This window comes from Candidatus Enterococcus ikei, assembly GCF_017316105.1.
Classification (GTDB): Bacteria; Bacillota; Bacilli; order Lactobacillales; family Enterococcaceae; genus Enterococcus_L; species Enterococcus_L ikei.
This window is the reverse complement of the sequence record NZ_JAFLWD010000031.1, coordinates 1-26,993: the sequence shown is the minus strand read 5'-3', so window position 1 is coordinate 26,993 and position 26,993 is coordinate 1. Positions and strand designations below refer to the sequence as shown.

At 35.7% G+C, this 26,993-nt stretch carries 25 protein-coding genes; 2 read left to right on the top strand and 23 right to left on the bottom strand.

What is annotated here, in order from left to right; translation table 11 throughout:
• Positions 1 to 24: 24 nt before the first annotated feature.
• The 12 genes from JZO69_RS11905 to JZO69_RS11850 form a co-directional block, all read right to left on the bottom strand.
• Positions 25 to 1,695 carry a DAK2 domain-containing protein gene (locus tag JZO69_RS11905; protein ID WP_207113090.1) on the bottom strand — a complete coding sequence of 557 codons (1,671 nt, stop codon included), beginning with the start codon at positions 1,693 to 1,695 and terminating at the stop codon, positions 25 to 27.
• 65 nt (positions 1,696 to 1,760) lie between these two features.
• Entirely contained in the window at positions 1,761 to 2,123 is a 363-nt protein-coding gene (locus JZO69_RS11900) for an Asp23/Gls24 family envelope stress response protein (RefSeq protein ID WP_010761897.1), read from the bottom strand.
• Between the two features lie 220 nt (positions 2,124 to 2,343).
• Positions 2,344 to 3,063: a LytR/AlgR family response regulator transcription factor gene (locus tag JZO69_RS11895; RefSeq protein WP_207113089.1), complete on the bottom strand. Its 720-nt coding sequence runs from the start codon at positions 3,061 to 3,063 to the stop codon at positions 2,344 to 2,346.
• 5 nt (positions 3,064 to 3,068) lie between these two features.
• On the bottom strand, positions 3,069 to 4,373 hold the full coding sequence (locus tag JZO69_RS11890; protein ID WP_242586779.1) for a sensor histidine kinase: 1,305 nt from the start codon (positions 4,371 to 4,373) through the stop codon (positions 3,069 to 3,071).
• A 101-nt stretch (positions 4,374 to 4,474) separates the two neighbouring features.
• On the bottom strand, positions 4,475 to 4,915 hold the full coding sequence (locus JZO69_RS11885; protein WP_207113088.1) for a hypothetical protein: 441 nt from the start codon (positions 4,913 to 4,915) through the stop codon (positions 4,475 to 4,477).
• Positions 4,902 to 6,137, bottom strand: a complete 1,236-nt coding sequence (locus JZO69_RS11880; RefSeq protein ID WP_242586777.1) for an ABC transporter permease — start codon at positions 6,135 to 6,137, stop codon at positions 4,902 to 4,904. The genes JZO69_RS11885 and JZO69_RS11880 overlap by 14 nt, the downstream gene beginning before the upstream one ends.
• 1 nt (position 6,138) lies before the next feature.
• Positions 6,139 to 7,029 carry an ABC transporter ATP-binding protein gene (locus tag JZO69_RS11875; protein ID WP_207113086.1) on the bottom strand — a complete coding sequence of 297 codons (891 nt, stop codon included), beginning with the start codon at positions 7,027 to 7,029 and terminating at the stop codon, positions 6,139 to 6,141.
• Positions 7,030 to 7,047: 18 nt separating this feature from the next.
• Entirely contained in the window at positions 7,048 to 7,761 is a 714-nt protein-coding gene (locus JZO69_RS11870) for an SDR family oxidoreductase (RefSeq protein ID WP_207113085.1), read from the bottom strand.
• Positions 7,762 to 7,791: 30 nt separating this feature from the next.
• Positions 7,792 to 8,715: a hypothetical protein gene (locus tag JZO69_RS11865; RefSeq protein ID WP_207113084.1), complete on the bottom strand. Its 924-nt coding sequence runs from the start codon at positions 8,713 to 8,715 to the stop codon at positions 7,792 to 7,794.
• Entirely contained in the window at positions 8,708 to 9,946 is a 1,239-nt protein-coding gene (locus JZO69_RS11860) for an aminotransferase class III-fold pyridoxal phosphate-dependent enzyme (RefSeq protein WP_242586775.1), read from the bottom strand. Before JZO69_RS11860 ends, JZO69_RS11865 begins: the two co-directional genes overlap by 8 nt.
• A complete protein-coding gene (locus tag JZO69_RS11855) occupies positions 9,933 to 10,682 on the bottom strand; it encodes a methyltransferase domain-containing protein (RefSeq protein ID WP_207113083.1) in 750 nt (249 codons plus the stop codon). Before JZO69_RS11855 ends, JZO69_RS11860 begins: the two co-directional genes overlap by 14 nt.
• Positions 10,675 to 11,886 carry a hypothetical protein gene (locus JZO69_RS11850; RefSeq protein WP_242586773.1) on the bottom strand — a complete coding sequence of 404 codons (1,212 nt, stop codon included), beginning with the start codon at positions 11,884 to 11,886 and terminating at the stop codon, positions 10,675 to 10,677. Before JZO69_RS11850 ends, JZO69_RS11855 begins: the two co-directional genes overlap by 8 nt.
• A gap of 1,211 nt (positions 11,887 to 13,097) precedes the next feature.
• On the opposite strand from JZO69_RS11850, the gene rpmB reads away from it, so the two are divergent.
• Positions 13,098 to 13,286, top strand: coding sequence for a 50S ribosomal protein L28 (gene rpmB / locus JZO69_RS11845; protein WP_010761898.1), 189 nt, complete (start codon positions 13,098 to 13,100; stop codon positions 13,284 to 13,286).
• A 44-nt stretch (positions 13,287 to 13,330) separates the two neighbouring features.
• Here rpmB and JZO69_RS11840 read toward each other — a convergent pair whose 3' ends face one another.
• From JZO69_RS11840 to gmk, 11 genes are all read right to left on the bottom strand, one after another.
• Positions 13,331 to 13,975, bottom strand: a complete 645-nt coding sequence (locus tag JZO69_RS11840) for a thiamine diphosphokinase (protein WP_207113081.1) — start codon at positions 13,973 to 13,975, stop codon at positions 13,331 to 13,333.
• Positions 13,975 to 14,625, bottom strand: coding sequence for a ribulose-phosphate 3-epimerase (gene rpe / locus JZO69_RS11835; RefSeq protein ID WP_207113080.1), 651 nt, complete (start codon positions 14,623 to 14,625; stop codon positions 13,975 to 13,977). The genes JZO69_RS11840 and rpe overlap by 1 nt, the downstream gene beginning before the upstream one ends.
• A 37-nt stretch (positions 14,626 to 14,662) precedes the next feature.
• Complete coding sequence (gene rsgA, locus JZO69_RS11830; protein ID WP_207113079.1) at positions 14,663 to 15,562, bottom strand: ribosome small subunit-dependent GTPase A; 900 nt, start codon at positions 15,560 to 15,562, stop codon at positions 14,663 to 14,665.
• 130 nt (positions 15,563 to 15,692) lie between these two features.
• Entirely contained in the window at positions 15,693 to 17,885 is a 2,193-nt protein-coding gene (pknB, locus tag JZO69_RS11825) for a Stk1 family PASTA domain-containing Ser/Thr kinase (RefSeq protein ID WP_207113078.1), read from the bottom strand.
• Positions 17,882 to 18,631 carry a Stp1/IreP family PP2C-type Ser/Thr phosphatase gene (locus JZO69_RS11820; protein WP_207113077.1) on the bottom strand — a complete coding sequence of 250 codons (750 nt, stop codon included), beginning with the start codon at positions 18,629 to 18,631 and terminating at the stop codon, positions 17,882 to 17,884. The genes pknB and JZO69_RS11820 overlap by 4 nt, the downstream gene beginning before the upstream one ends.
• A 15-nt stretch (positions 18,632 to 18,646) precedes the next feature.
• Positions 18,647 to 20,011 carry a 16S rRNA (cytosine(967)-C(5))-methyltransferase RsmB gene (rsmB, locus tag JZO69_RS11815; protein ID WP_207113076.1) on the bottom strand — a complete coding sequence of 455 codons (1,365 nt, stop codon included), beginning with the start codon at positions 20,009 to 20,011 and terminating at the stop codon, positions 18,647 to 18,649.
• A gap of 5 nt (positions 20,012 to 20,016) precedes the next feature.
• A complete protein-coding gene (gene fmt / locus JZO69_RS11810) occupies positions 20,017 to 20,958 on the bottom strand; it encodes a methionyl-tRNA formyltransferase (RefSeq protein WP_207113075.1) in 942 nt (313 codons plus the stop codon).
• Entirely contained in the window at positions 20,951 to 21,445 is a 495-nt protein-coding gene (gene def / locus JZO69_RS11805; RefSeq protein ID WP_207113074.1) for a peptide deformylase, read from the bottom strand. Before def ends, fmt begins: the two co-directional genes overlap by 8 nt.
• Before the next feature lie 51 nt (positions 21,446 to 21,496).
• Positions 21,497 to 23,929: a primosomal protein N' gene (gene priA, locus JZO69_RS11800; RefSeq protein ID WP_207113073.1), complete on the bottom strand. Its 2,433-nt coding sequence runs from the start codon at positions 23,927 to 23,929 to the stop codon at positions 21,497 to 21,499.
• A 400-nt stretch (positions 23,930 to 24,329) separates the two neighbouring features.
• Entirely contained in the window at positions 24,330 to 24,635 is a 306-nt protein-coding gene (gene rpoZ, locus JZO69_RS11795) for a DNA-directed RNA polymerase subunit omega (RefSeq protein WP_207113072.1), read from the bottom strand.
• 4 nt (positions 24,636 to 24,639) lie between these two features.
• Positions 24,640 to 25,254: a guanylate kinase gene (gene gmk, locus JZO69_RS11790; protein ID WP_207113071.1), complete on the bottom strand. Its 615-nt coding sequence runs from the start codon at positions 25,252 to 25,254 to the stop codon at positions 24,640 to 24,642.
• Between the two features lie 270 nt (positions 25,255 to 25,524).
• Between gmk and JZO69_RS11785 the strand changes: the two genes are divergently transcribed.
• Complete coding sequence (locus JZO69_RS11785) at positions 25,525 to 26,973, top strand: DUF1958 domain-containing protein (protein ID WP_207113070.1); 1,449 nt, start codon at positions 25,525 to 25,527, stop codon at positions 26,971 to 26,973.
• Positions 26,974 to 26,993 lie beyond the last annotated feature (20 nt).

Sequence of the window (26,993 nt, the reverse complement as noted above, 5' to 3'; positions counted from 1 at the left end):
TGTCTGGCTTCGATAAGTCATTTATTATTCAGCTGAAAATAGATACGGATAAACAGGTTGTCCGCCTTCATGAAGCTCTGTTTCCAAATCTTCATATTCAGCAGCTAATGCTTCTACGAATTTTTCAGCTTCTTTCATTGTACCGCCATCGCCCACAATAATCGTAACGATTTCTGTATCTTCATCGATCATGCGTTTTAGTGTGTCCAATGATGCTTTAAACATATCTGGTTCAGAAACGACGATTTTACCGTCGATCATTCCTAGATAGTCATCTTTTTTGATTTCGACATTATCGATCGTTGTGTCACGTACAGCAGTTGTTACTTGCCCGCTAACTACACTTTCGATCATTTCTGTCATTGTTGTTTTATTATCTTCAAGAGACTGCTGATCGTTGAACGCAAGCATTGCTGTCATTCCTTGAGAAATCGTTTTTGTTGGAACGACTGCTACTGGAATATCTGCTACTTCTGCTGCTTGATCGGCCGCCATGAAGATATTTTTATTGTTAGGTAAAATAATTACTTGATCAGCATTAACTTCTTTAACAGCCTTCAGAATATCTTCTGTGCTTGGGTTCATTGTTTGACCGCCACTGATAATATAGCTCGCACCTAGACTACGGAACAATTCTTGAACACCGTCTCCTGCTGCGATCGCAATAACCGCATATGGGACACGTGCTTTTGGAGCTGCTGCTTTGGCGTCATGTTCCACTAAGGTTTCATGCTGTAAACGCATATTATCTACTTTGATTTTTACTAATGAACCAAATTTTTGACCATAGTTCATGACTTCACCAGGATGTTCTGTATGCACATGTACTTTGATGATTTCATCGTCATTGACAACAAGCAGAGAATCTCCTAGTTCATTTAGGTAATTTCTAAATGTTTCATAATCGAAGTCACTGTCCACTGTTGGACCTTCACCGATTTGAACCATGATTTCTGTACAATAACCAAATTTAATATCTTCAGTCGCTACATGTCCGCTAACACCACGATGATGTTCTGCATTGACCATTTCATCCATTTCACCTGGACTTGGTTCATAAACTTCTGTCGCTAAAAATTCACCTGATAAAGCTTCTAAAAAGCCTTCGTAAATAAATAACAAACCTTGACCGCCACTATCAACTACTCCAACTTCTTTTAACACAGGTAAAAGATCGGGTGTTTTAGCTAACGCACGTTTGGCACCTTTAACGACCGCTTCCATTACTTCGATACAGTCATCGGTTTCTTTTGCTTTACGTTCACCAGAACGGGCAGCTTCACGGGAAACAGTCAGAATTGTACCTTCTACCGGCTTCATTACTGCTTTATAAGCAGTCTCTACACCATGAGTAAACGCTGCTGCTAAATCTTTTGCATTCAACGTCTCAACATCTGGGATTTGCTTAGAAAAACCACGGAATAATTGCGATAAGATAACACCAGAGTTTCCTCTAGCACCCATTAATAAGCCTTTTGAAAGAATCGTTGTTAGTTCCCCGACTTTTTCAGAGCGAGAATCCGCTACTGCTTTCGCTCCGCTTGTCATGGATAAGTTCATATTTGTTCCTGTATCGCCATCTGGCACAGGGAAAACATTCAATGAGTTGACATATTCTGCATTCACATGCAGACGACTCGCGCCAGCCTGAACCATCTCTTGGAACTGACTTGCACTGATTTCTGTTACATTCACCTAAAAAATCCTCCTTTGAGATTCCTGCAAATAGATGATAGTTCATCTATTTGGCAGCTGGCTACCTAGTCAGGCAACACACGAACACCTTGCACAAATACGTTGACTGAATTAGCTGTCACACCTAATAGTGTTTCAAGGTTATATTTTACTTTTTCTTGTACATTACGAGAAACTTCTGAAATTTTTGTTCCATAACTTACGATTGTATATACGTCGACCGCAACGCCATTTTCTTCTTGACGTACGACAACGCCTTTAGAATAATTTTCTTTACGCAAAATGCCATTTAAATTATCTTTGATTTGGTTTTTACTAGCCATACCGACGATTCCATAGATATCTGTCGCAGCACCGCCAACAACTGTGGCGATAACCTCATTGGTAATCTCAATGGTACCTGCTGGTGTTTTGATTTTTACAGCCATTGATGAAAGCCTCCTTAAAGAGCAGAATTGCCCTATTTTCTTCTATAATATTTTAACATAGCCGTACCTCAATGAAAAGGAACTTATCCAGATAATTATAGAGCGTCTCATCAAATTTACCAATAATTGTATAATTTACATCGTTTGAAGGGAATTGTCAAACTGAAATAAACGAAAAAAGCAACATAAAACCTTGAGGGTCTATGTTGCTTTTGAAAACTCATAAATTTTTCATAGCTCTTACAGAAACGAGACAGGTTTCACCATTGCTCATTTCAACTGTTCTTTCACTTTTTATTATATTACTGATATGGTTTCGGTTTATTAAGTATGATTTATGGCATCTATAAAAAGAATTGCATTGTTCTTCTATCTCTTTCAAGGCGCCATAAAATTCGATTTCTCCATTTTCTAAATGAAGAATTATTTTATGTGATGCCGCAGACGATTCAAAGAAAACGATATCTGCGGTATCAATAGAACGAACAGTATCTCCATCCTTTAACTTAAACAAGTTCTTTTGATTGCCACGGTCATTAGTCACCCGCTCATGAGCTAACTGTATGCTTTCACAAATTCTGCGTTGAAGATCACCTTTGTTATCTTTTATGATGTAATCCATCGCTTCAATCTTATAAGTAAATGTAAGATAAGATAATTCTCCATGGGTAGTGACAAAAACTATTTTTCCCAAATCATCATATTTTCTGATTTCTGCTGCTAGAGTCAATCCTGACATTTCATGCTGTAAATCAACATCAAAGAAATAAAGTCCAATCATTTTTGGCTTACTTTTAACAAATTCCAATACTTCCAATGGATTACCAGTAGAAAATGCCAACTCCATATCCAAACTCTCCATCATGATATAATTTTTGACATACATCTCAATTGTTTGACGCTGCCTCCAATCATCTTCACAAATGATAATAGATAACATTACGTTCACATCCTCTCCGTGTTGTCTATTGTTAATTTTTGAGTAAATAGATTTTTATTGATCGATGTAGCCAAACGGACATTTTCTAATGGTGCTATTAAATCCTGAACATTGCTCAACCCTTCACCTCTGGCATCTCCTTTAGTGGAAAACCCTCTTTTTTTGAGTATGTGAAATTTAGGTATATCTTCTCTGCAAGTGTTTTGGATGACAATATGGACCGCATGTTCATCCTTATACAACGCAACTGCAAGTTTTCCTTCGCCAATATATTCTAACTCTTCTATTGCATTATCTAAAAAAATCCCTAGCACCCTGACTAGAATTACTGAGTCTATAGAAAGAAAATCTATTATTTCATTTACCTCTACTTGTGCATCAATCTCTTTTTCTTGAGCTGAAATCAGTTTAGACGCTATAATACTTTTCACTTCTCTTACTTTTATATTCCCTATAGCATCCATTTTATAATCATTTTGATCAATAATATGTGAGGTCTTTTTTATTTTATTAAAATAATAACCCTTCAATCCATCGTAATCTTCATCAACAATAAAATCTTCTAATGAGTTCAATATATTTTTGTAGTCATGGCGAAATTTTCTCATTTCTTTATATTGATTTTCCATAAGCTCCATATAACGTTGGTTTTCTGAATATTCTCTTTCTTTTTGTTGCATCTCATATTTATCTCTTATTGCGCTAATGTACATAAAAAATGTAATCAGAGAAACAATTAAATAAATACCTAAGAAAAATAAATTTAAACCTATTAAGTCTATGCGGTTGCCTGGAACAATGCCAAAAAAGAGTAATACATATAGAATAGAAGAAGTTATTATACCAATCACATAAATAAGCACCTTAGTTTCAGCAGTTATAGTTACTCTATCATTTGCATACACTAAGAGTCTGGCTACACTTAAACTAACCGCCGTAGAAAACAAACAACCAATAACTTGATTTATTATTAAGAAATAATTGTTAGAAAAAAGATTCGTCCCTTCAAAAACATGCATATCTACTAATGTCACACAGTGATTACACATGATCAAAATTACTAATGAATAACTCATCATTCCAATAATTTCTATATATTTTTTTCTTTTGATAAATACCGCTAATAACATTAGCATAGAAATCAGCACAACTTCTCCAAGAGAGGTGCCAACTAGAGAATAGACAAAACCAACTAGAATAGATAAAAATACCAATAGTAAGGACTCAATTAAAGTTACTTTCTCCGAAGTCAATATTTTGTAATTAATGTATATAAAGATGAATTGAATAGCAATTAAAAATGCAATCATATCGTACCCCACGTATCCACATAATTATACGCTACATTATGTTATTCAATTCTAATCTAACGCTAACTTATTTGTCAACTTTTTCTAATAAAAAAATTGCGTTAGTAACCTAAATCAGTTACTAACACAGTCTCAATAATAAATAGTTCTCCAAACAAATCTATCCCTAAATCCCTCACATCAATTTCATCAAATCCACAATTATATTTCTTCAACTTTCTTTTAATGCTAGCTAAGATTTTTAAATTTTTATCTTCATCATATTTTTTTAATACAAGAATATAGTGTTTAGATGCATCCAGGTCTTCAACATGTTCACTCTTGTATACGAGTATATTACTTGCTACTATATTTTTATAATAAACCTCTCCTTTTATCAGGAAAACAACTCTGTAACTATTTTTTTTAAGTTCTGATTTTATTTTGTCTAACAATTTAAATAGCGCAAAAAAAATAATTTTTTCTCCGTTTGCCTGTTGAATCATTTCAAGCGTTTTATAAGGAATTTCAGCAACAAAATTACTTGTCTCAATTTTGAGCATAATACTTCCCTGATTTAAATGCTTTTTTCAAAATAGTTGTAAGTTTGTCTCCACTATAGATAAATACACCACCTTGATAAACGCTTTTTCCTACTAATGCTAAAACGACAGTAGCTCCTAAATTGATACCCATAGCAATGATGAACGTAGTCATCGTTGCATCCCCTAGCATATATCTTGCATACATAACAATGGGTGATAAAAATGGTAGGTAGGATGAAATTGCGATAACTTGGTTACTTCCTGCTCCAGTCGCCATAATAATTACCATAAATAAAGCAATAAATAGTGGAATAATTAAAATATACATCAGTTGTTGAACTTCTTGAACTGACGATACCAGTGACCCTAAAATTGCTGCTGTCACTGAATAAATCAAGTACCCCAAGATGAAGCAAACCACAGCTAGCACAATTGCTTGACCATTTTTTCCTTCGCTTAAAAAACCAAACACTCCAGTGCTATCGCCAAACATTTTATAAGATGCATACGCTGAGACTCCGATAGCGGCACCTTGAGTCAAGCCCACCATGCCAATACCAACTATTTTTCCTACTAAATGCTGAACTGGCGTGATTGTCGTCAATAAAATTTCCATTACTCTAGAACTTTTTTCTACTGCAATGTCTTGCGCCACCATCGTAGAAAAAAGCATAACTGCCATATAAAGAACAAACCCTACAACATAGACTAACATTAATGTTTGAGCAGAACTATCTTGATCTCCATCCAGTGACTCCATTGGAACAGTCGTGCTTGCATTCAAAAATTTTTGTTGCGTTTCATCTAAATTTAGCTGATGCAATTTAATTGATTGATTCAAGGCAGTTACTAATGTTTGCAATTGTTCAAAAATATTATGCTGCGCAGCACCTTGATAATAAATTTTACCATGATATAAGCCTGACTCATTTTTATCTAGCATCAAAATTGTTTTGCCATCAGCATCTTCCAGCTCTTTTTTAGCTTCTGACAACTTACCACCACCTTTAACAAAAGAAATATTTAAGTCCACTCCTGCTTCTTGTAAAGTAGAAACAAGTTGTTTGTCTTTTGACACCACAAGAACATTCTCTTTGCTTGGCTCATCACTCTTAAAAATCCCTTCATAATTCATTCCAAAAAATGTGCCACAAGCTAATACAAAGAGCATAATGATAAACACTTTCGACTCTACTTTCTGTTTATATGTCTCAATTGCGATCGTCAACATATTTTTCATGTTATTCACCTACTCTTTCTAAAAAGATATCATTTAAGGAAATTGGTTCAATTCTAAATTGTTGAATATTTTCAGATTGAAAAATAAATTGTTGAATTTTTTTCGCAACAAATTTATCTTGTGTATAAAACGAAACAATATTGTCACTTTCCTGATAAGACTCAATAGCAAACTCTCTTTTCAATACTTCTCTTTCAAAATCTGCTTGAATGGTAATTCTTCGCTTGTCCATGCTGTCCTTAATTTCTTGTAAATTACCACTCAGCAGAACTTCTCCTTTTTTGATCATACAAATATTTTCACAAATTTCTTCTACATTTGCCATTTGGTGAGAACTAAAAATAATCGTCGATCCACTTTCTTTTAAAAAGAGAATGGCATCCTTTAATTGGTTAGCGTTGATTGGATCTAACCCAGAGAATGGTTCATCTAGTATGATCAACTCTGGATTATGAATAACTGAAGCAATAAATTGAATTTTTTGTTGATTTCCCTTAGACAGCTCACTGATTTTGCGATCTAAATTTTCTTGGATTTCAAAAAAATTTAACCAAAATTCAATACTTTTTTCTACTTCTTTTTTATTCATGTTATGCAGTTTACCAAAAAAAGCTAATTGCTGTTTAACAGTTCTTTTTGGATATAAACCGCGTTCTTCTGGAAGGTATCCTATTTTCGCAGTGTCAAACCGATTTATTGAGTTCCCTTTCCATTTAATTGTTCCTTCATCAGGGGTATAAATCCCTAGAATATGTCTAAAAATTGTTGTTTTCCCCGCACCATTCGCGCCTAAGAACCCATAAATTTCACCTTCTGGAATAGTTAAGTCGATTTCTTTTAATATTTCACGTTCATTCATTGTTTTTTTTAGTTGTTTGATTTCTAAGCTCATTTTATCTAGTCCTTTCATTTAAACGATTGTGTAACCATAATCCACAATTATATTTTGTCCTCGAATCGCTTTACTGTAGTCTGATAATAGAAAATCGATGGTTCCAACTACATCTTCCAACTGCACAAATTTTTTCAAAGGGATTTTTTTCAATAGTTTTTTCCCTTCGAAAGAGTCCTTCAATAATTTTTCATTACTATGATTTAAAATGTAAGATGGAGAAACAACATTAACTTTAATATCTTTTTCATTATCTGCTTCAAAATCTAGTGTTAGATTTTTAGCTAATTGGATAAGTGCTGCTTTTGATGGTCCATAGTCAATTCGGTGCTCATGACCAACTACACCATTTTGCGAACCAATAAGTACAATTGAAACCTTCTCCTTAAAAATGGAATAGAGTTCTTTGATCATAAATACAACCGACTTTAGATTTACCGAAAATGTTTTATCCCATGTCTCTTCACTAATACTATAAAAACTCTGAATAGGATTGATTCCAATTGAGAAAATGATAGCGTCCATCTCAACTGATTCTTTTTCAAGTTCTTCTTTCACTTGCTTTATACTCCATAAATCTGTAACATCCGCCACAAATTCCTTATGCACCACTTCTTCACTATGATCGCCTTTTACTTTATCAATACCCCAAAAATGATATTTTTCTTTATTCATTTGAATATACGATCGTCCTAAATAACCAGCAGAGCCAACAATCAATACATTTTTCATATATATCCTTCCCTTCCTTAATAAGCATCCTCAAAAGAAAACTTGTATAATCTGTTTTAATCCGTTAACCAGTACATATGTAATGACAGCAACGTTAAACAAAGCTAATAGTAATTCAGAACCCTTTATTGACTTATTTGTTCTTCTAATCCAATTTTTAAAAGCGAGCATATAATCTTCGGATCCAATCAATAAGTTGATTATCCAGTAACCATCTGTTTTTATAAATGGAACTAGGTTAATAACAATATTTAAAAGATTTAAGAAAAATAACATTAAAAGGAATTCTGATGTTTTAAATAGCATAGCTGTGCATAGTATTCCGCTGATAATCAATTGTGTTTGAACACCTGCCATCATGATTTTTAATTGTCTCCTTTTTGAAAGATGATCCATAAAGTTAACATTTGTATAGAACATAAATAAAAAAAAATATCTTAGTAAGAAACCAAAACGAAATTTATTAGAGGAAATATATTTTTGATAATAATAATAATGACCTAACTCATGAAGCATAGTGATCACAATTTGGCTGACATATAACCCAAACAACATTAACCAGCTAAATTCAGCGGTTCCCGCTGTGTAACTATTGAATCCTTTTTGAAGAAAAATAGGCAGTAGCAACACACCAATTATTGCAAAAAGTTTGCACAGAATCGATGTATATTTAAACTCCATAAAATATAAAAATGTTGAAAAAAATTGTTTAGGGATACTAAACCCTTTTAATTTAAACTCCAAAAACTTCCTCTTCCCTGCACCAAAAATAAATTTATCAACTAATGGGTCATTATGATTATTATCAGGCTCATATGTTTCCAAATAGACAATCATTTCATTAGTTGTTTTGACCATCCGCTCATTTTTCGTATTAAAAATATAGACTTCCTCATTACACTGTACATACTCAAAAAGAACATGCTGTACTTTCAACTGTTGTACATCAAGCATATGATTTCACCACCTTAGCAATCTGTTTTACTACCTGTACTATTTTTTTAGAATCTGTGTAATACGATGGCATTAGTGTAAGCCCGTTATCTTCAGATGAATTAAAGTATTGGTAACACAAAATTCCTGCCTGTTCTAATGCATTAATAATCAATTGTAAGGCTGAAGGATTATTTATCGTTATTGCGAACATACATCCTATACCTCTACACGCAATATTATGTTCTTCCAATCCTCTAAAAATAACTTCATTTAATCCTTTTATATTTTCTAAAACTTCTAGTTCATTTTTTTGATAGTAATTTAAGGTTTCGTGTGCACTGATTATTCCGAGAAGGTTCCCATTTTGCGTAGAAAAGTGTTCTAAACTTTCTTTTTTCAATTTTTTAGTAAGGTCGTTGGATAATAAAACAGTTCCAAAAGGTAAGACGCCATTGTTAATTCCTTTACTAAGATTAATCATATCTGGTTTAAAATTTAGATAATGAAAGAAAAAACGTTTACCTGTTCGGTAAAAACCTGTAGCCACTTCATCAAAAACGATCGTAATATCATTCTGCTTCAATAATTTGCCTAATTTATTCATAAATAGGACCGATGAAATTTTCACCCCTGCTGATCCTAAAATAGGTTCAATAATCATTGCACTATATTCATAATGATGTTGTTCAATATAGGTTAATAGTTCTTCTTCTTCCGACTTATTTTCTGGAAATTTTACAAACTCCATATTACTTAATTTAGGATTATAAACTTGGGTAACTTCTTGATCCAAGCCACTCACTGACATACCACCCCAAAAAGTACCATGATATCCTTTTGAAAAAGCTAGAGTTTTAACTTTTTGCTTATTGATTTGCCGCGATAATTTCAGAGCTAATTCAGTACATTCAGATCCGCTATTTGTATAAATGAGCTGTGAATAATTCCCTTCAGCATCGACAAATGTACATAATTTTTCTGAATACTCTTGATAGAGTGGATGGTGAAATGAGTGAATATCTAAATAAGTTAGGTTTGTTGAAAATTGCTCACTTAATCGCTGTTGAATAACTTCGTACAAATCTGTCCTATAACCTAGATTCACATTCCATAATCCACTTCTAAGGTCTATAAACCTTTTCTGGTTATGATCAAAGATATATTCATTCTCTGCTCTTATCGGTGTTAATTTATTATTATTTACAGACGAAATATCTCCCATTGGAACTATATAATTATAGTTCATCATTTACCACCTCCATCATGACATAGCCTTTATGATCTCTTAAAACATGAGCTTTATACCCAAATAGCGCGCTCAGCTTATTTACTTGGTCTACTGAATAAATGTTCTTAACTGAATACCCTAACTTTCTTTCTCCATCAGTTGTTTTTGTGTAAATGTTATAGATAAACTGTTTCTCTTTTATAAAGTTTCCTGACATAAACAATTGATCATTAATCTTTTCGACAGAAACCTTCTCATGCAACTCTGCTATGCAATCTGGACTGAGAAAATCAAAGAGAATCTTGCCTTTACTTGTTAATAATTGTTTTACATTCTTTAAAAAGGTTAAAAAAAATTGCTCATCAAATAAGGAGACCGATGTAGCTGGAATAATGATATGAGTATAATTTCCAGAATGTTCAAAATGATGAATGTCTTCAATTCCTCCGATATACACGCGACTTTTTTCTTCTTCATTTAAAAATGTCAACATTTCTTCTTCAGGCTCAATACCATAAATTTCAATACCCTGTCTTAGTAATGGTTTTAAGATTCGCCCATTTCCTGTGCCGATTTCTAATACCCGGTCATTTTCATTGAAGCTAGTTAAGTAATAGTCTAAATCTCCATTCATATTTCCTTGAGCGATAGACTCATAATAACTGGCGAATACCGGCTCTTGATAAATATTATTTGTGATTTCTATTTCCTCCTTTAATTTTGACTTGAATGTGCCAAAAAATAGAGTTTCATACACTTAACATCAACTCCTTTTGTTCTTCAATCACTTCGTCCGTTATTTCGCTGTTTTTATCTTTCACTAGCTCTGTACACCCCTTAACCTGTGCTTCAAATATCTCAACAAATAACTGGTTTACTTCAAATGTCCGATTGCTTTGAATATGAAAAGCCAAGTAACTTTCGCTAGTTGATAAAACAATCCATTCACTTGGATATACTTCTAAATAAATTGCTTCAAATTGATTATCATTGAACGGTGTAACAAAAAATAATTGATTGTCTTTTAGGGAAAGCGCAAGACTTACTAATAGCGGAAAAACTTCATACAAACCATTTTTGTCTTGTTTTTGATCAAACCCACTTTTAGCTAACTCAATTTCTGCAAAAGAACGACTTATATCACTAAATAGCTTTTTTGTTCGCCTATAATCTAAGTAAATCCCATCTTCAAATATGAATAATCTTCGTGCTAATCCAAGAGACAACATATCAGAATAATCAATTATGCCATTTTTACGTTCTTCCCAAGCAACTGTCCCCGTCCGGCTAAATACTTCAAATTGCTGATTTAGCCTTTCCTCTGACAACTCTTCTAATTCCTCGTCTTTAACAAACGTGTTTAAAGAGTCTTTAAACATAACTACACCAGGAATATTCCTCTCTGATGTATATCCCACACCTTGAGACTCATCAATATACACCCCATGATTGATTGCACAGTTCAGATAAACGGATGGATGGATCTTAGCTAGGTCTGTCCCATGTTCAAAATATAAATGTTTAATTATATTCTTTCTAAATACTCTAGGATAGACACCTGTAAATAATGCCATTAAACCATTTTTTAAGATATCTTCTGAAGGCTCGTCTGCTTTTTCTTTAGAAGATAATTTTTTTCTATCAACAAATTGTTCCATTGTTTCATCTGACGCTTCATTGATAGATACAAAATGAAATTTTGTCACTTCACTAAACTTGTTAAGAAAATCAACAATCTTTGGTAGACGAACCGACTTTGACAAGCTAACGAACACATAATCTGTATAGTCTTGAAATTCTGTATAATCCAACAAATCTAAGAAATTATTTGTATCATAATCATATGTATCAAAACTTAACTCATCTATTAAACAGCTATCTTTTAATACATCTGATAGCTTCACATCGTTTACACTTCTCAATACGTGATTACTTTCTTCTACTAATGCCATTCCGATCATTTCAATCACTCCTTTTATTTATCTGTTTTCATTATATGTATGGAACCCTGCAATAAACCATTTTCTCTCAAAACCCATGATTCTTGCCTTTATTGATTCACTTAACGTTTAGGAATACTTAAACGTTATAAAAAAAATACTTGAAAACGAATAAGTGAAAAAAATAAGATATGAGGAAAAATGAACCGTGAATCAACAAATCATCCTATACTTTAAGTGTGCACAACAAAAAAATGAATGAAAGAAAAGAGGGAAAATTATGAACAAGATTAAATTTGAAGAAACTAACAGCAAAGTACTAAATGGTTTTTGGCAAGGTGTTGGCATTGGAATTGTTGTTGGTGGCGTAATTGCTTTAACATAACAATTGAAAATTATAGTAACCAGGAGGTAAAAATTATGAATTGGATTCCCCCCATTATGCTGCCAATTTGGCTTTGGAAATTTTAACAACTATTATTTCTGAAAGAAAATACATTAACTTGATGTTAACGAAGTAAAAATATTGAAAGGAGAATTATTCTAATGAAAGCTATTAACTTTGTAGAAATTGAAGAACAATTATTGAACGGTCATGTTGGCGATTTTTGGACAGGTGTCGGAATTGGTGTTGGCATTGCTGTAGGCGTTATTACAGTGACTTAAAATAAGTGAATAAGGAATTTTATAAAAAAATATAATTTAGGAGGATTCGGAATGAACTCAATTAATATGGTTGAACAACAAGAAAAACTTTTAAACTGTGGATGGTGCTCAACAGTCGGAGTTGGTGTTGGAATAGGAATTATCGCTATTGCTGTAACATAATTTATGAAATGAGGAATAATGATGGATAAAAAACAGCTAAATTTACTATTAGTTTTAATTTTCTTGTTCATGATGTCAACAATTGCAGTTACTTTCTTACCACTCAAAATTTTATTTTCTTGCATTACAACCTGTATTGGCGTTTTCTATGCGAGAAACCTGCGTAAGACATCAGAAAAATAAGTGAAAAAGATGGAACTAGTTATATGTTCCATCTTTTTTATCCTATTAATTCTTTAAAATCCTAGATTTACAAGATTCAATCTAGCATATTCTAGATAGCTTTTTATACTTTTTTTATTTTCCTCCTCATCCCCTTGCAAAAAACTGCTTTCTATGATAAATTAAGTTAGTATGAGCTGAAAACTATCGCTCCAAGATCAAAGCAAAGGAGGAAACTAAAAATGGCAAAAGTATGTTACTTTACTGGTCGTAAGACAAGCAGCGGCAATAACCGCTCACATGCAATGAACGCTACTAAACGTACTGTTAAACCTAACTTGCAAAAAGTTCGTGTATTAATAGACGGTAAACCTAAAAAAGTTTGGGTGTCAACTCGTGCTTTGAAATCTGGTAAAATCGAGCGTGTTTAATAGAACGTAATCAAAAAGCTGAACGGCATGCCGTTCAGCTTTTTTTATTTGTTATCTCGGCTTTGGATCACCGCTATCATTCCTGCATCAAATGAAAATTCAGCAGTTTCTCCTACAAATTCATTACTTGCATAAGAAGTAGGAATCGCAACATCAACATGCTCCAGAGTATATTTACTTTCTGCTAACGTCAGGTTTTTAACGGGTGTTAAACAACAGTAAGCTAAATAATCCATCCTTGCTTCTTTTTTCACCACATAGTCTCCTGGAAGATAATAGGCAATGCTATTTTGATGATCTTTTACTTTTATTTGATGGGCAAAATCTTGAAAACGTGGTTCCAACGGCAGCCACAGATTCGCTAAGAAGTGATCCAAACGACCGCCTGTTGCACCAATGATCGTGATTTCCGATTTTGGAAACTTTTGGACAGCTAGCGCTAAAGCTAATTGCGTGTCTGTATCATCTTTTTCTGCTTGTGCCTGTACAAGTTCTTTGGCTTGTTTTTGAACGGTCTGTTGTTCATCATTCGTTAAAGAGTCAAAATCTCCCACTGCCAAATCTAATGACCAGCCATGTTCCAAAGTATATAAACTACCTCGATCGATTCCCACAATATAATCAAAATCCTCCGAGTTCAACTGCGGCCACTCTTCAGGCGAACCGCCTGCCACAAGAAGAATTTTCATTAGTCCAACACAGCTCTCAGTGCCTCGATACGGTCTTTGGGACTTTCCGAATCATAGATATAAGAACCTGCTACAAAAACATTGGCACCTGCTTCTTTACAGCGTTTCGCTGTCTCAGGAACAATTCCACCGTCTACTTCGATATCATACGTATAGCCTTTTGTTTCTTTCCACTCTTTTAATTGAGCAATTTTATCTAACGAGCTTTCAATAAATGATTGTCCGCCAAACCCAGGATTTACGGTCATGATCAAAACTTGATCGACTAAATCTAACACATATTCAATTGCTGACAAGGGAGTCCCAGGATTGATCACTACACCAGCTTTTACACCAGAGGCCTTGATCATTTGCACAGCACGATGAATATGCGGCGTTGATTCTTCATGGACCGTGATAATATCAGCGCCGGCTTTGGCAAATGCTTCAATGTAATTTTCTGGCTGAACAATCATCAAATGAACGTCCAACGGCAATTTAGTCACTGGTCGAATCGCAGAAACCACGTTAGGACCTAAAGTAATGTTAGGTACAAATTGTCCGTCCATCACATCTACATGTATGTAGTCTGCTCCTAATTTTTCGACTAATTGAATATCTCTTTCTAAATTGGCAAAATCAGCACTTAAAATCGATGGTGCTAGCTTCATTACAATCGCTCCTTTAATTTTACAGTTTTTTTATTCGCTATTTTTTCTTATAAACGGGTCTACGATCTTCTATTTCTAATAAAAATTGCAGATAATTATCATAACGTGTCTGAGCAATCGTTCCTGCTTCTACACGTTTTTTCACTTCACAAGCTGGTTCTTTGCGATGCATACACTCCCGAAATTTACATGAAGATGAGGCTTCCACAAATTCCGGAAATTGTTTTGGCAGCTCTGTTGTTTCCATCTCTAAAAAGTCGATTGAACTAAATCCTGGCGTATCTGCGACTAAACCGTCATATAATGGCAACAGTTCTACATGACGTGTGGTATGTTTCCCTCGACCTAGCGATTCAGAAATTTCATTCGTCGCTAATTGTAAATCAGGAGAAATTTTATTTAATAAGGTTGATTTTCCTGCACCAGATTGTCCCATAAAAACAGTCAAACGTTCTGGAAAATACTGTTCTAGTTTGTGAATCGCTGCTTCGTCATTAGCTTTTGTTGCAGCAATTACTGGATAACCAATTTCCTCATAGACTTTTTTAACCTCGGTCACACCAACTGATTCTGTCCCATTCAGTAAATCGATTTTCGTCAAATAAATGATCGGCGCAATTCCTTTATCTTCCAACGTAACTAAAAAGCGATCCAATAAATTGTATGAAAAGTTAGGTTCAACCATACTCATAACAATTACTCCGATATCCACATTAGCTACTGGCGGGCGAACCAATTCATTATGTCTAGGAAATACTTCAAGTAAATAGCCATCAGTTGGATTATCACTTTCGAACATGACTTCATCGCCAACTAATGGGGTGATTTTTCGATTACGGAAATTTCCACGGGCTCTCGTTTGAAATGTTGCTCCATCTGCATAAATGTAGTAAAAGCCACTTATCGCTTTTCTGATTTGACCTTTCAGAAATGCCACCTCCTCGTTTCTATTAGTTCCATTTTACCATAGGTTGAAGAAAAGCTAAATGCAGGGCTAGAGAAATCGCTTTTTCGTATAAAAAAAGTGATTAAGACAATGTTCATCTTAATCACTTTAAGCTACTTAATTAACTATTTTCATTCCCTGTTGAATCCGTTGCACTTGAGAAATTGACAGTAACAGATGTTCCTTTTGCAACGCTATCACCAACGCTTGGTGAAACACTTGTCACTTTCCCTTTGGACGTATCCCCAGATCCTTCTACGTACTTCAAGCCAGCACCTTCTACTTGAGACTTAGCCTCTGCTGGAGAAAGTCCAATTAAGTTAGGAATACTAACATTACTTGGTCCCGTACTAACTTTTAACGTAATTTTCCCATTTTTAAGATCAAAGGTTGCGCCTGCTCCTGGATCCTGTGAAATAACAGTATCTTTAGGTAAATCGCTAGCTTCATCAACTCTTGAAATTTGATTTTCTTTAAGCCCTAGGTTAGTCAACGCATTTACCGCATTTTGATACGTGTAATTTCCTGCATAACTACCTAAAACAATTGTATTCGATTCAGAACTAGTCGTTGTTGTTTTATCTGGTCCAGAACTTACAGTTAATGTGATCTTGCCCTTTTTAGGGTTAAACGGATTACCTGCTGCCGGATTTTGTGCAATAACTAAATCTTTTTCTATGGTATCACTTGGTTTATCTACTCGGGTAATTTGACTTTCTTTGATTCCATAACTTAACAATTCGGTCACCGCATTGTTATAACTATAGCCTAGACTTGCATAGTCCGCTAAATAGACATCATCTGGTCCTTTACTAACAACCAATGTGATTTCATCTGATTTTGGATCGACTTCTTCACCTTTTTCTGGCGTCTGGCTGATGACTTTGTCTTCATCGATTTTAGAGTCAGTTTCTTTTGTAATTTTGATTTGACTCTCTTTAAATCCTAGTTTGCCTAGCGCTTCGATGGCATCTTTATAATCTTCTCCAGAATAATCATCAAGTTTGATTTTCTTATTCCCAGAGCTTATATAAAGTTCGATTTCTCGATTCTTTTTCACCGTAGAATCTATTGCTGGATCTGTTTTAACGACTTTGCCTTCATCGATAGATTCATCAGGAATTTCTTTTGTTTCTGCTTTGACTTTTAGCCCAGCATCTTCAAGCGTTTTTCGTGCTTCTGCTTCTGTTTTGTCTGAAACATTAGGAATCTTGACTTCACTGCTACCTCTACCAGCAAAATAGAACACTCCACCGATAATCAACGCCAATGCTAATAAAATCAAAAAGATGATCAACGGCTTCTTTTTATTTTTTTTCTTCTTTTCTGCAGCTTCTTGCTGCTCGATTTCTTCGTGTTCATTCCGTTCTTCCGGCGGCGTTTCCATCGAATTGAAAGAAGACGGCATCGCCATTTCGTCTGTGATCGGTGTTAAGATTTTTGTTTCTCCCATCAATCCTGTCGGCTGCCATTTTGGCTCATTTAAGCGGTTCGCTGCCAATACAGTATATAAATCACGCGACATTTCTTCTGCCGTTTTATAGCGGTCAGCTGGATCTTTAGCAGTCGCATGCAGCACCACATTTTCCAACGACTGAGGGATATTGGAATCAAATGTTTTGACTGACGGAATTTCTTCTTGGAAATGCTTTAAGGCAATCGTTACTGCCGATTCACCATCAAAGGGTACGTTTCCTGTCAGCATCTCATATAAAATAATCCCAACTGCATACACATCTGATTGATTGGTTGCCATGCTACCTCTCGCTTGTTCCGGAGATAGGTAGTGGACAGAGCCCAACATGGTATTAGTTTGTGTGATGGACGTTTCTGTCAGCGCAATTGCGATTCCAAAATCTGTGATTTTTACAACGCCGCTTTCATCCATCAAAATATTTTGCGGTTTTAAATCTCTATGAATAATTCTATGTTCGTGGGCTAACGATACTGCCGATAAAATTTGTTCCATGATATCTACAGTTTTCGCATATGGAATTGGGTATTGAGTCTGGATAAATCGTTTTAGATCCATCCCTTTGACATATTCCATAACTAAGTACTGCAAACCGTCTTCTTCACCTACATCATAAACACTGACGATATTCGGATGAACCAATTCAGTAGCAGCTAATGCTTCTCTTTGAAAGCGGCGAATCGCTGCTTGATCGTTTTGGAAGTCAAAACGTAGCACTTTTACTGCTACATCACGATCCAAAATCAAGTCATGAGCTAAAAAAACATTTGCCATACCGCCACTGCCGATATTGCCAATAATATGATACCGGCCATTCAATTTTCTGCCGATTTCGATCATTGGTTTTCCTCCTCTTGCTCATCAAAATGTATCACTAAAACGGTGATGTTATCTACTCCGCCAGCTTCGTTTGCTGTAGCGATCAATACATCAACTTTTTCATTTAACGGTTTTTCTGAAAGTAAAATAGCTAAAATTTCTTCTTCTGAAACCATATTCGTCAACCCATCTGAGCATAGCAAGATATAATCATTTGGTACCCAAAGATGATTGGTTACGTCAACTTCTACCATTCCCGGCATTCCTAATGAACGTGTCAAAACATTCTTTCTTGGATGATTCGCAGCCATCTCTCGAGTAATTTCGCCTGATTTAACCAGCTCATTGACTAAGGAATGATCTTCTGTCAGCTGACGTAATTGGTTATTGCGTACTAAATAAGCCCGGCTATCCCCAATATTAGCTAATACGAATGATCGATCCAACAACACAGCACTGACGATCGTCGTCCCCATCCCTAAGTATTCAGGCTGGGATTGACCTTTTTGATAGATCAGCTCATTTTCATCTTGGATCTCTTTAATCAGCCACTGAGCAGCTTTTTCTGACGTTTCGACTGCGCTTTCCTGCCAACGAACACCTATATTATTGACCGCCATCTGGCTGGCTACGTCTCCAGCTTGATGCCCGCCCATCCCGTCAGCTAAAATCGCTAAAGAAACACCTGATTGGTTTTCAAATAAACCAGCATAATCCTGATTAGTATTTCGTTTTCGTCCGACATCTGTTTGAAAATTGATTTCCACTATGCTTCACCTCGTTTAACAAACTTTCTGCATACAACAAATAAAAAAGCCATCCGTTCCTAATTGATGCGGGTATAATGTCAGCATTTGATCTTTTATCGCAGACTGAACAACTTCATTTACTGCCACATCGATTTTTTTGAATTCTGGATGTTTCTTTAAAAATGTTGCTACAACTTCTTGGTTTTCTTCTTCGGCAATTGTACATGTGCTATAGACCATTATACCGCATTGTTTCAATGTATGTGCAACACTTTCTAGAATTTCTAGTTGAATTTCAGGTAATTGTTCAAAATCCTGAGCTGTTTTGTTGTATTTAACATCTGGTTTACGACGCATTAAGCCTAAACCGGAACACGGCGCATCCACTAAAATTCGATCAAAATATTCAGCAGGAAATTCTTCGCCTACTTTACGCGCATCTAATTTTTCAGTATCGACAACTTCTTTTACATGAAGACGTTCAGCGTTTTGTTTGATTAATTTTATTTTATGATCGTGAATATCTAGCGATTTCACTCGTCCTCCTTGTGAAGCATCAAGGAAAGTCGCAATATGCGTTGTTTTTCCACCAGGTGCCGCACAGGCATCTAAAACAACATGATTTTTTTCAATTTGCATCGCTGGCGCCACTAACATCGAGCTTTCATCTTGAATCGTTAGTTTTCCTGCTGTAAATAAATAATTCCCTGCTAAAAAGCCTTTATCTGCCACCACACCATAAGGCGAAACTTGGCTGGCAGAAGCTTCAATATGGTCTTTTTGTAGTTCTTCTAGCGCATCAGCTATACTGATTTCACGAGTATCGACACGACCACTAACATGACTTTTTTCAAAAAGAGACAAACCTAATTTTCTGGTTTCTTCTATTCCCATTTGTTTGATCAGTTTTTCTGTCAACCACTGAGGCATACTAATTTCCACAGATAAGCGTTCTACTGGGTCTTTGATTTTATCTAAACTAGGCGCACCTTCACGCTGAAACGCACGAAGAACACCATTAACAAATTTAGCAATTCCGATATTTCCTCTGTGCTTACCGATTTCCACCGCTTCATTGATGATTGCATGATCAGGAATTTTATCTAAAAAGACTAATTGATAAATCGACAAACTAAGTAAGTTTTTCACCCAACTATCCACTTTTTTAGGATTTTGAATAAATGGGGTCAAATAATATTCCAGTAACAATTTACGACTGATCGTTCCATACACAAGCTCTGTGAATAAACGGCTGTCTTTTTCACCTAAAGCAGATTTGTTGATCATTTCATTTAGTAATAAATTAGAGTATGCTCCGCCATTGTCCACGCGCTCAATCGTTCTTAATGCTACGTAACGAACCGAATTTTTTACTCTTGTTGGTATTTTTTTTCCCATATTGATTAACCCACCTTATCTGATTCTGCGACTGTTTTACCAACCCCATTTAAGAAATCTTGAATGAATAATTTTCCTTTGCCTGATGGTTGAAGGATATTCACTGAAAGAACTGTTCCTTTACCACAAGCAATCCATAGTTCTTTTTTGCTGCGTTTAATGATTGTTCCTGGAACAGCTTCAGTCGTTTCATCTAAAGGTGTAACATCCCATAATTTCCAATTGATTTCATTGTATGTTGTAAATGCTGTCGGCCATGGACGCATACCGCGCACTTGATTATCGACCTGTTCAGCGGTTTTATTCCAGTCGATTTGCTCTTGCTCTCTGGTAATGTTGGGAGAGAAGGTCACTTTGGTCTCGTCTTGAGGAATTGGCGTGATTTCCTTCGCTAAAATTTTAGGTAATGTTTCTAACAATAATTCTCTTCCAACGATGCTTAGCTTATCAAACATTGTCCCTACATCATCAGCTTTAGTGATCGGGATCGCTTTTTGAGAAAGAATATCGCCCGCATCCATTTTTTTCACCATTTCCATGATTGTAACTCCTGTTTCCTTTTCACCTTCGATGATCGAATAATGAACTGGGGCACCACCACGATATTTTGGTAGCAATGATGCATGGACATTGACTGCACCAAATTTAGGTGCATTTAAAATTTTCTCTGGTAAAAACTGACCAAAAGCTGCTGTTACGATCAAATCAGGCGCAAGTTCAATAATTTTCTCCATTTCAGGTGAGCCTGAGATTTTTTCTGGCTGTAAAACAAGTAACTCATGTTTCAGTGCCGCTTCTTTAACTGGCGTTGGTGTAATTACTTTTTTGCGTCCAACTGGGCGATCTGGTTGTGTTACTACGGCTTGGATTTCATAGCCGTTTTCAATTAATCCTTCTAAAACAGGAACAGAGAAAGCAGGTGTTCCCATAAATATAATTTTAGTCATCAAAATGTTCCTCCATATATGCATCTAAATCTTCTGGCTTGATCGGTTCAATGATCTTATCAATGAATAATTCACCGTTTAAATGATCGATTTCATGTTGAAAGGCTCTGGCAAGATAGCCATAAGCTGTTACTTCGATCTCGTCTCCTTCACGGTCAAAATAACGCACAGTTACTTCATCCGCTCGTTCAACAGTTCCGTAAGTTTCAGGAATGCTTAAACAGCCTTCTACATCGATATCCGTACCTTTTCGTTCAATGATTTCAGGATTGATCAATTCAAACAACCCTGTTTCTTCATCTACTTCAATGACTGCAAGCTGAAGATTTTTACCGATTTGAGGTGCCGCTAAACCAATACCATCGTGGGCAATCATCGTTTCATACATATCTTCTAAAAGGGTGATTGTTTCATCGGTGATCATCGTTACTGGTTTTGCTTTTTGTTTCAGTCGTTCATTAGGGTGTATCACTATAGGATAGCGCATTAAGTTTCCTTTCTTAAAAAACATCTTTTAGTCATATCAACAATAAGTGTATCAAATAAAATTCATTGGCTCAGCATCGATCGATAATTTCAATCCATGTGCTGTCGCTCTTTGGGTGTCAGTCAGTATTTTTTTTAAAATATTTTGTAAATTGGGTTCATTTTTATATTTAATGATCACTTGATAAAAGTACCGATTATTGACCCGCATAATAGCGTTAGGCGTTGGGCCTAGTAAAATACTTTGATCAGACAATCCTTCTTTCAACTCTTTAACAATTTCAAACATCTGCTTGGCCGCCTGGTTTTCTTCTGAGTGACTAGCTGTAATTTGGACTGTAAAATAAAACGGCGGATAGTCTCCGCGATGACGGACGTACATTTCTTTTTGGTAAAAGTCTTCATAATCTTGAGCTTTAGCCAACTGGATCGCATAATGTTCAGGATTGAATGATTGAATGATCACTTCACCAGGTTTTTCTGCTCGTCCTGCTCGTCCACTAACTTGAGTCAACAACTGAAACGTTCGCTCACTTGAACGAAAATCTGGTAGATTTAGTGCAGTATCAGCATTTAATACTCCAACTAACGTAACATTAGGAAAATCCAAGCCTTTAGCAATCATTTGTGTTCCTAATAAAATATCTGCCTCATGATTACCAAATGCCGTCAAAATCTTCTCATGTGCGCCTTTTCTTCGAGTTGTATCAACATCCATGCGCAACACTCGACTCTCTGGGAAAAGAGCGTTTAATTCTTCTTCCACTTTTTGAGTTCCTGTTCCGTAATAGCGGATTTTATCCCCGCCACAATTTGGACAGTGATACGGAATCCGTTCTTCATGACCACAATAATGACATTTCATCGTTTTCGTATCCATATGCAAAGTCAACGAGATATCACAGTTTGGACAAGGTAACACATAGCCACAATCCCGACACATCACAAAAGAGGAGTAGCCACGGCGATTTAGCATCAAGACGATCTGTTCTTTTTTAGCTAAACGATCCTGTATTTTTCCTTGAAGTGCTAGTGAAAAGGACGAAGTATTTTTATTTTGAATTTCTTCACGCATATCTACGATATCGATTGTGGGTAACGTTGCCGTCTGATTTGCTCGCTGAGTCAATACCAATCGCTCATAGACATTTTTTTGCGCCCTAGCTCGTGATTCCAATGATGGTGTCGCACTTCCTAAGACAACAGGGCAATGATGATACTCTCCACGCCAAATAGCCAAATCGCGCGCATGATAGCGAGGTGTTTCTTCTTGTTTGTAGCTTGCTTCATGCTCTTCATCAATGATTACAACACCGAGGTTTTCCAATGGAGCAAAAATCGCAGAACGAACACCAACCACTACTTGGGCTTCTCCACGTTCAATTCTCCGCCATTCATCGTATTTTTCCCCTTGAGATAGTGCGCTATGCATTACAGCAACTTGATCTCCAAAACGACTCTTAAAGCGATGAACCATTTGCGGCGTCAAGGAAATTTCTGGAACCAGCATCATTGCAGTCTTACCTTGATTCAACACTTCTGCAATCACTTGAAGATAAACTTCTGTTTTCCCACTGCCGGTAATGCCTTCCAGTAAATAGGTTTTACTTACGCCTTGATTCATTGAACCAAGCACTTTATCCACTGCGTTTTGTTGCTCATCATTCAAAGATAAGGCCGTCGTTTTTTCAAAAGTATGCTCCGCAAACGGATCTCGATAAGCCTCTGTTTCAATAAATGTCAGCCACCGCTTATTCGCTGCATCATTTAAAATAGCTGTACTAAAGCCTAGTTCCTTCATTTCTTTGACCGTGGTCATTTTTTCGATGCCTAATTGCTGCAAATAGTTAATCAACTGCTCTTTTTTTTGCGAGCCTTTGCGTAAGTCCATACGTGCTTCTTCTAGTTCTTCAAAATTTTTCAGCGCTTGGATATAGCGAATCATTTTTACTTTATTCCGTGTATTGACTTCATAACGAATATCGACTTTTTGCTGCTTTCTTAACTGCATCAATTGCGGCAAAATATTACGCGCTAAAGCATCATCCCAAGCGATTTCATCCAAACCATAGAACAACTCATCTTGGCTTCCTTCGTCTAATTCATCCGTTAAATATATGTATTTTCGATAATCTGCCCGCATCACACTTGGCAGCATCGTTTGTAGACAAGTAATCTTAAAGGCAAATGTTTTTTCCTTCATATAATCAGCTAGTTCCAGCAGTTCAGTATTCAGCACAGGTTTTAAATCTAAAACAGAAAGAATTTCTTTCCATTCAAATTTTTGCGCAGAAATCACTTCATCTGAAACTTCATCTATCGCCATCACAAACCCTTGCAAATGACGGTTGCCATTACCAAAAGGCGCTTCCACACGCATGCCAACGGCCAATTGTCCTTCTAAGTTAAAAGGAATCAAATAAGTAAACGGTTGGTCTGTCTGCATTGTTGGTACATCAACAATCACTTGTGCCGCTTTTCTCATAAACATTCCTCCGTTCTCTAAAATCATCCTATTGTTCATTTCTTTGCTTATTGTACTAAAGAATCCAGTATTTGTCTTGTGTCCTTTATTTCTGTTTCAAATAGATTATATCTCTAGAGGCTATCAATCTAAACTTAAAAATGACCTATTTAATTAATTATGCAAGAATCAAGAAACATAGCTATATTGATTTGACAGAGACACAAACGTACTTGCCGCTTAAAGCTATAACATTTGCTTGGACTGAGCATTTAATCTAAAAAACGACTGATTTCTTAAAGCAGTGATTTACTGCTAATAAAAGAAAATCAATCGTTTTTTTCTTTAATCAAGTATGTGACGTACTCAAAGTTCGCCGCATTCACTTGCCTTCAGAATGGTATATCTTAGTCGGTTTGTATTACATTTTTTTCTCTTCGCGGATGCGATTTTCAAGTTCTTTTTGTTCTTGTTCATGTCTCATTTTTTGTTCTTCTTTTGCCATACGCATTCTTTCGCGTTTTTCTTCTGGGCGTGGATCGTTGATTACTGTTGCAGCGTCGATTTCTTCTAATGCTTGGCCTACGCTTTTTACAGATTCAAAACTTTCAAGTGTTGGTTGTGCACCTTCATCTAATTCGTGGGCACGTTTGCTTGCTAAGATCACAAGAGAATATTTTGATGGTACTTCTTTTAATAATGAGTCAATAGATGGTTTTAGCATCATAAGGCTACATCTCCTTCAACATTTTAATATATTTTCCGATTACTCGATCAACGCGAAAATGTTCACTCGCGATAATTTCTTTGATTCGTTTTACAGCCAATGGTACTTTATCATTCACAACGGCATAATTATATAATGCCATCATTTCGATTTCTTCGCGAGCCACACGCATTCTTTCTTCAATTACATCATCGTCATCCGTACCACGACCAACGATTCGTGATTTAAGCTCTGACAAATCTGGTGGTGTGAGAAAAATAAAGACACCATCAGGCACTTTCTCTTTGACTTGTTCGGCACCTTGGACTTCGATTTCTAAAAAGACATCTTTTCCCTTATCAAGCGTTTGGTTAACGTAAGAAAGTGGCGTTCCGTAATAATTTCCTACGTACTGTGCATATTCCAGCATTTCACCAGCTTCGATCATTGCTTCAAATTCTTCTTTTGTGCGGAAGTAGTAATCTACTCCTTCTACTTCTCCTTCCCGCATTTTACGGGTAGTCATAGAAATCGAGTACTGAAAATCATTCTCTTCACTATCAAAAATTGCTTTTCGTACTGTTCCTTTACCAACTCCAGAAGGACCTGATAGTACAATTAATAATCCACGCTCTGACATGACGACTTCCTTTCAAAATATGTCTTTTAAGTATTACTTCTATAATGCACTTTTTTTCAGTAATTTTCAAGGCTTTATTGCTTAATATTTGCAAAAAAAATATATACTTTTCTATCTATCAAAATTGTCACCTCTATTACAAAAATATTTGCAAAAAAAGTATACACTTCACCCACTTTTCAAGTAAAATAAAGTTATTACGCACTTTTATACTTTGGCAACTTTCTCACTGCAGAAATTGATGTATAAAAAACGAAGGGATCTAACTTTATGTTCATTAAAAAAAGATTTTGGAAAGCCACGACCGCTTTCTTACTTGCTGCTTGTATTTTATTTGGAGGTTTTGCGCAAACAAGTTATGCAGAAGAAGACCTAATGGAATTTGCAAAAAAATCAGGTTATCCTATAAAAGAAGGTTACCGACCAAAAGCCTCGATTGTCATTGATGCTGATTCTGGTCAGATTTTATGGGAAGATCAACCTGATTTATCATGGAGTCCAGCAAGTATTGCCAAAGTCATGACTATGTATTTGGCTTTTGAAGCAATGGAACAAGGTAAATTCAACCTAGATACAACAGTTAAAGCAACCGAAAAATATGTCAATATTTCTCAAATCTATGCATTAAGCAATAATAAAATTGCCTTAGGAGTTGATTATCCTGTTCGTGACTTATTTTCAATGGTAGCAGTTCCTTCTTCAAATGTTGCGACACTAATGCTGGCAAATCTAGTTTCTGACAACGATGAAGCTGGTTTTATTCGTAAGATGAATGAGAAAGCGGCAGAATTGGGTATGACAAATACCACTTACTTTAACTCTAGCGGAGCACAAATTAGTGCTTTTGGCGGATTTTACCAAGCACCAGGTATCGATCCAGATGGCGATAATAAATCAACTGCTAGAGACTTGGCTGTTTTAACGTATAATTTAATTAAAAAATACCCTGATGTTTTACAATTCACAAATAAACCCGTTGTCACAACTATGGCAAATACGCCTTATGAAGAAACTTTTGAAACCTACAATTACTCGTTGCCAGGTGCAAAATACGGCTATGAAGGGGTCGATGGATTAAAAACCGGCTCAAGTCCAACGGGAGGCTTCAACTATATCGCTACTGCCAAAAAAGGGGATACTAGACTCATTGAAGTTATTTTAGGGGTCGGTGATTGGTCAGACCAAGAAGGCGAATACGAGCGACACTTAGCCGGCAATGCGATCTTAGAGCATGCCTTTTCTACCTATGAACATAAAAAATTGCTTTCTAAAGGTCCAAATAAAATCAACAATAAAGAAATTGATCTAGAGCAGGATTTTTACGGATTTGTTAAAAAGAATACCCCACCTAGTTTCACACTAGAAAATGGTAAATTATCTTTACGCAATGAACTAGGTCAAGTGTCACCAACGATTCCAGTTCAAACGGTCAATTATAAAGAGTCTGAAGAAAAAACAGTGGCTAGTTCATCTGCCAAACAGGAAAAAATGATACTCCCTCAAACTTCGACAACAAAAAAAGAAGAACCTAACTATGTAATTACAGCTATTTTAGCTATAGGAGGTTTCCTAGCTATTATTTTATCTAGGATATTTAGAAAACGAATCGCTGGTGAAAGAAGAGGTAGCCGCAAAGCTTCAACACCGACAACTCGTCTATTATTTTTATTAGGTACTATTTTATTACTTTCAGCAGTCGGCGTATTTATCTTTTTATAAAAAAATAAAGGTGAGAAAAG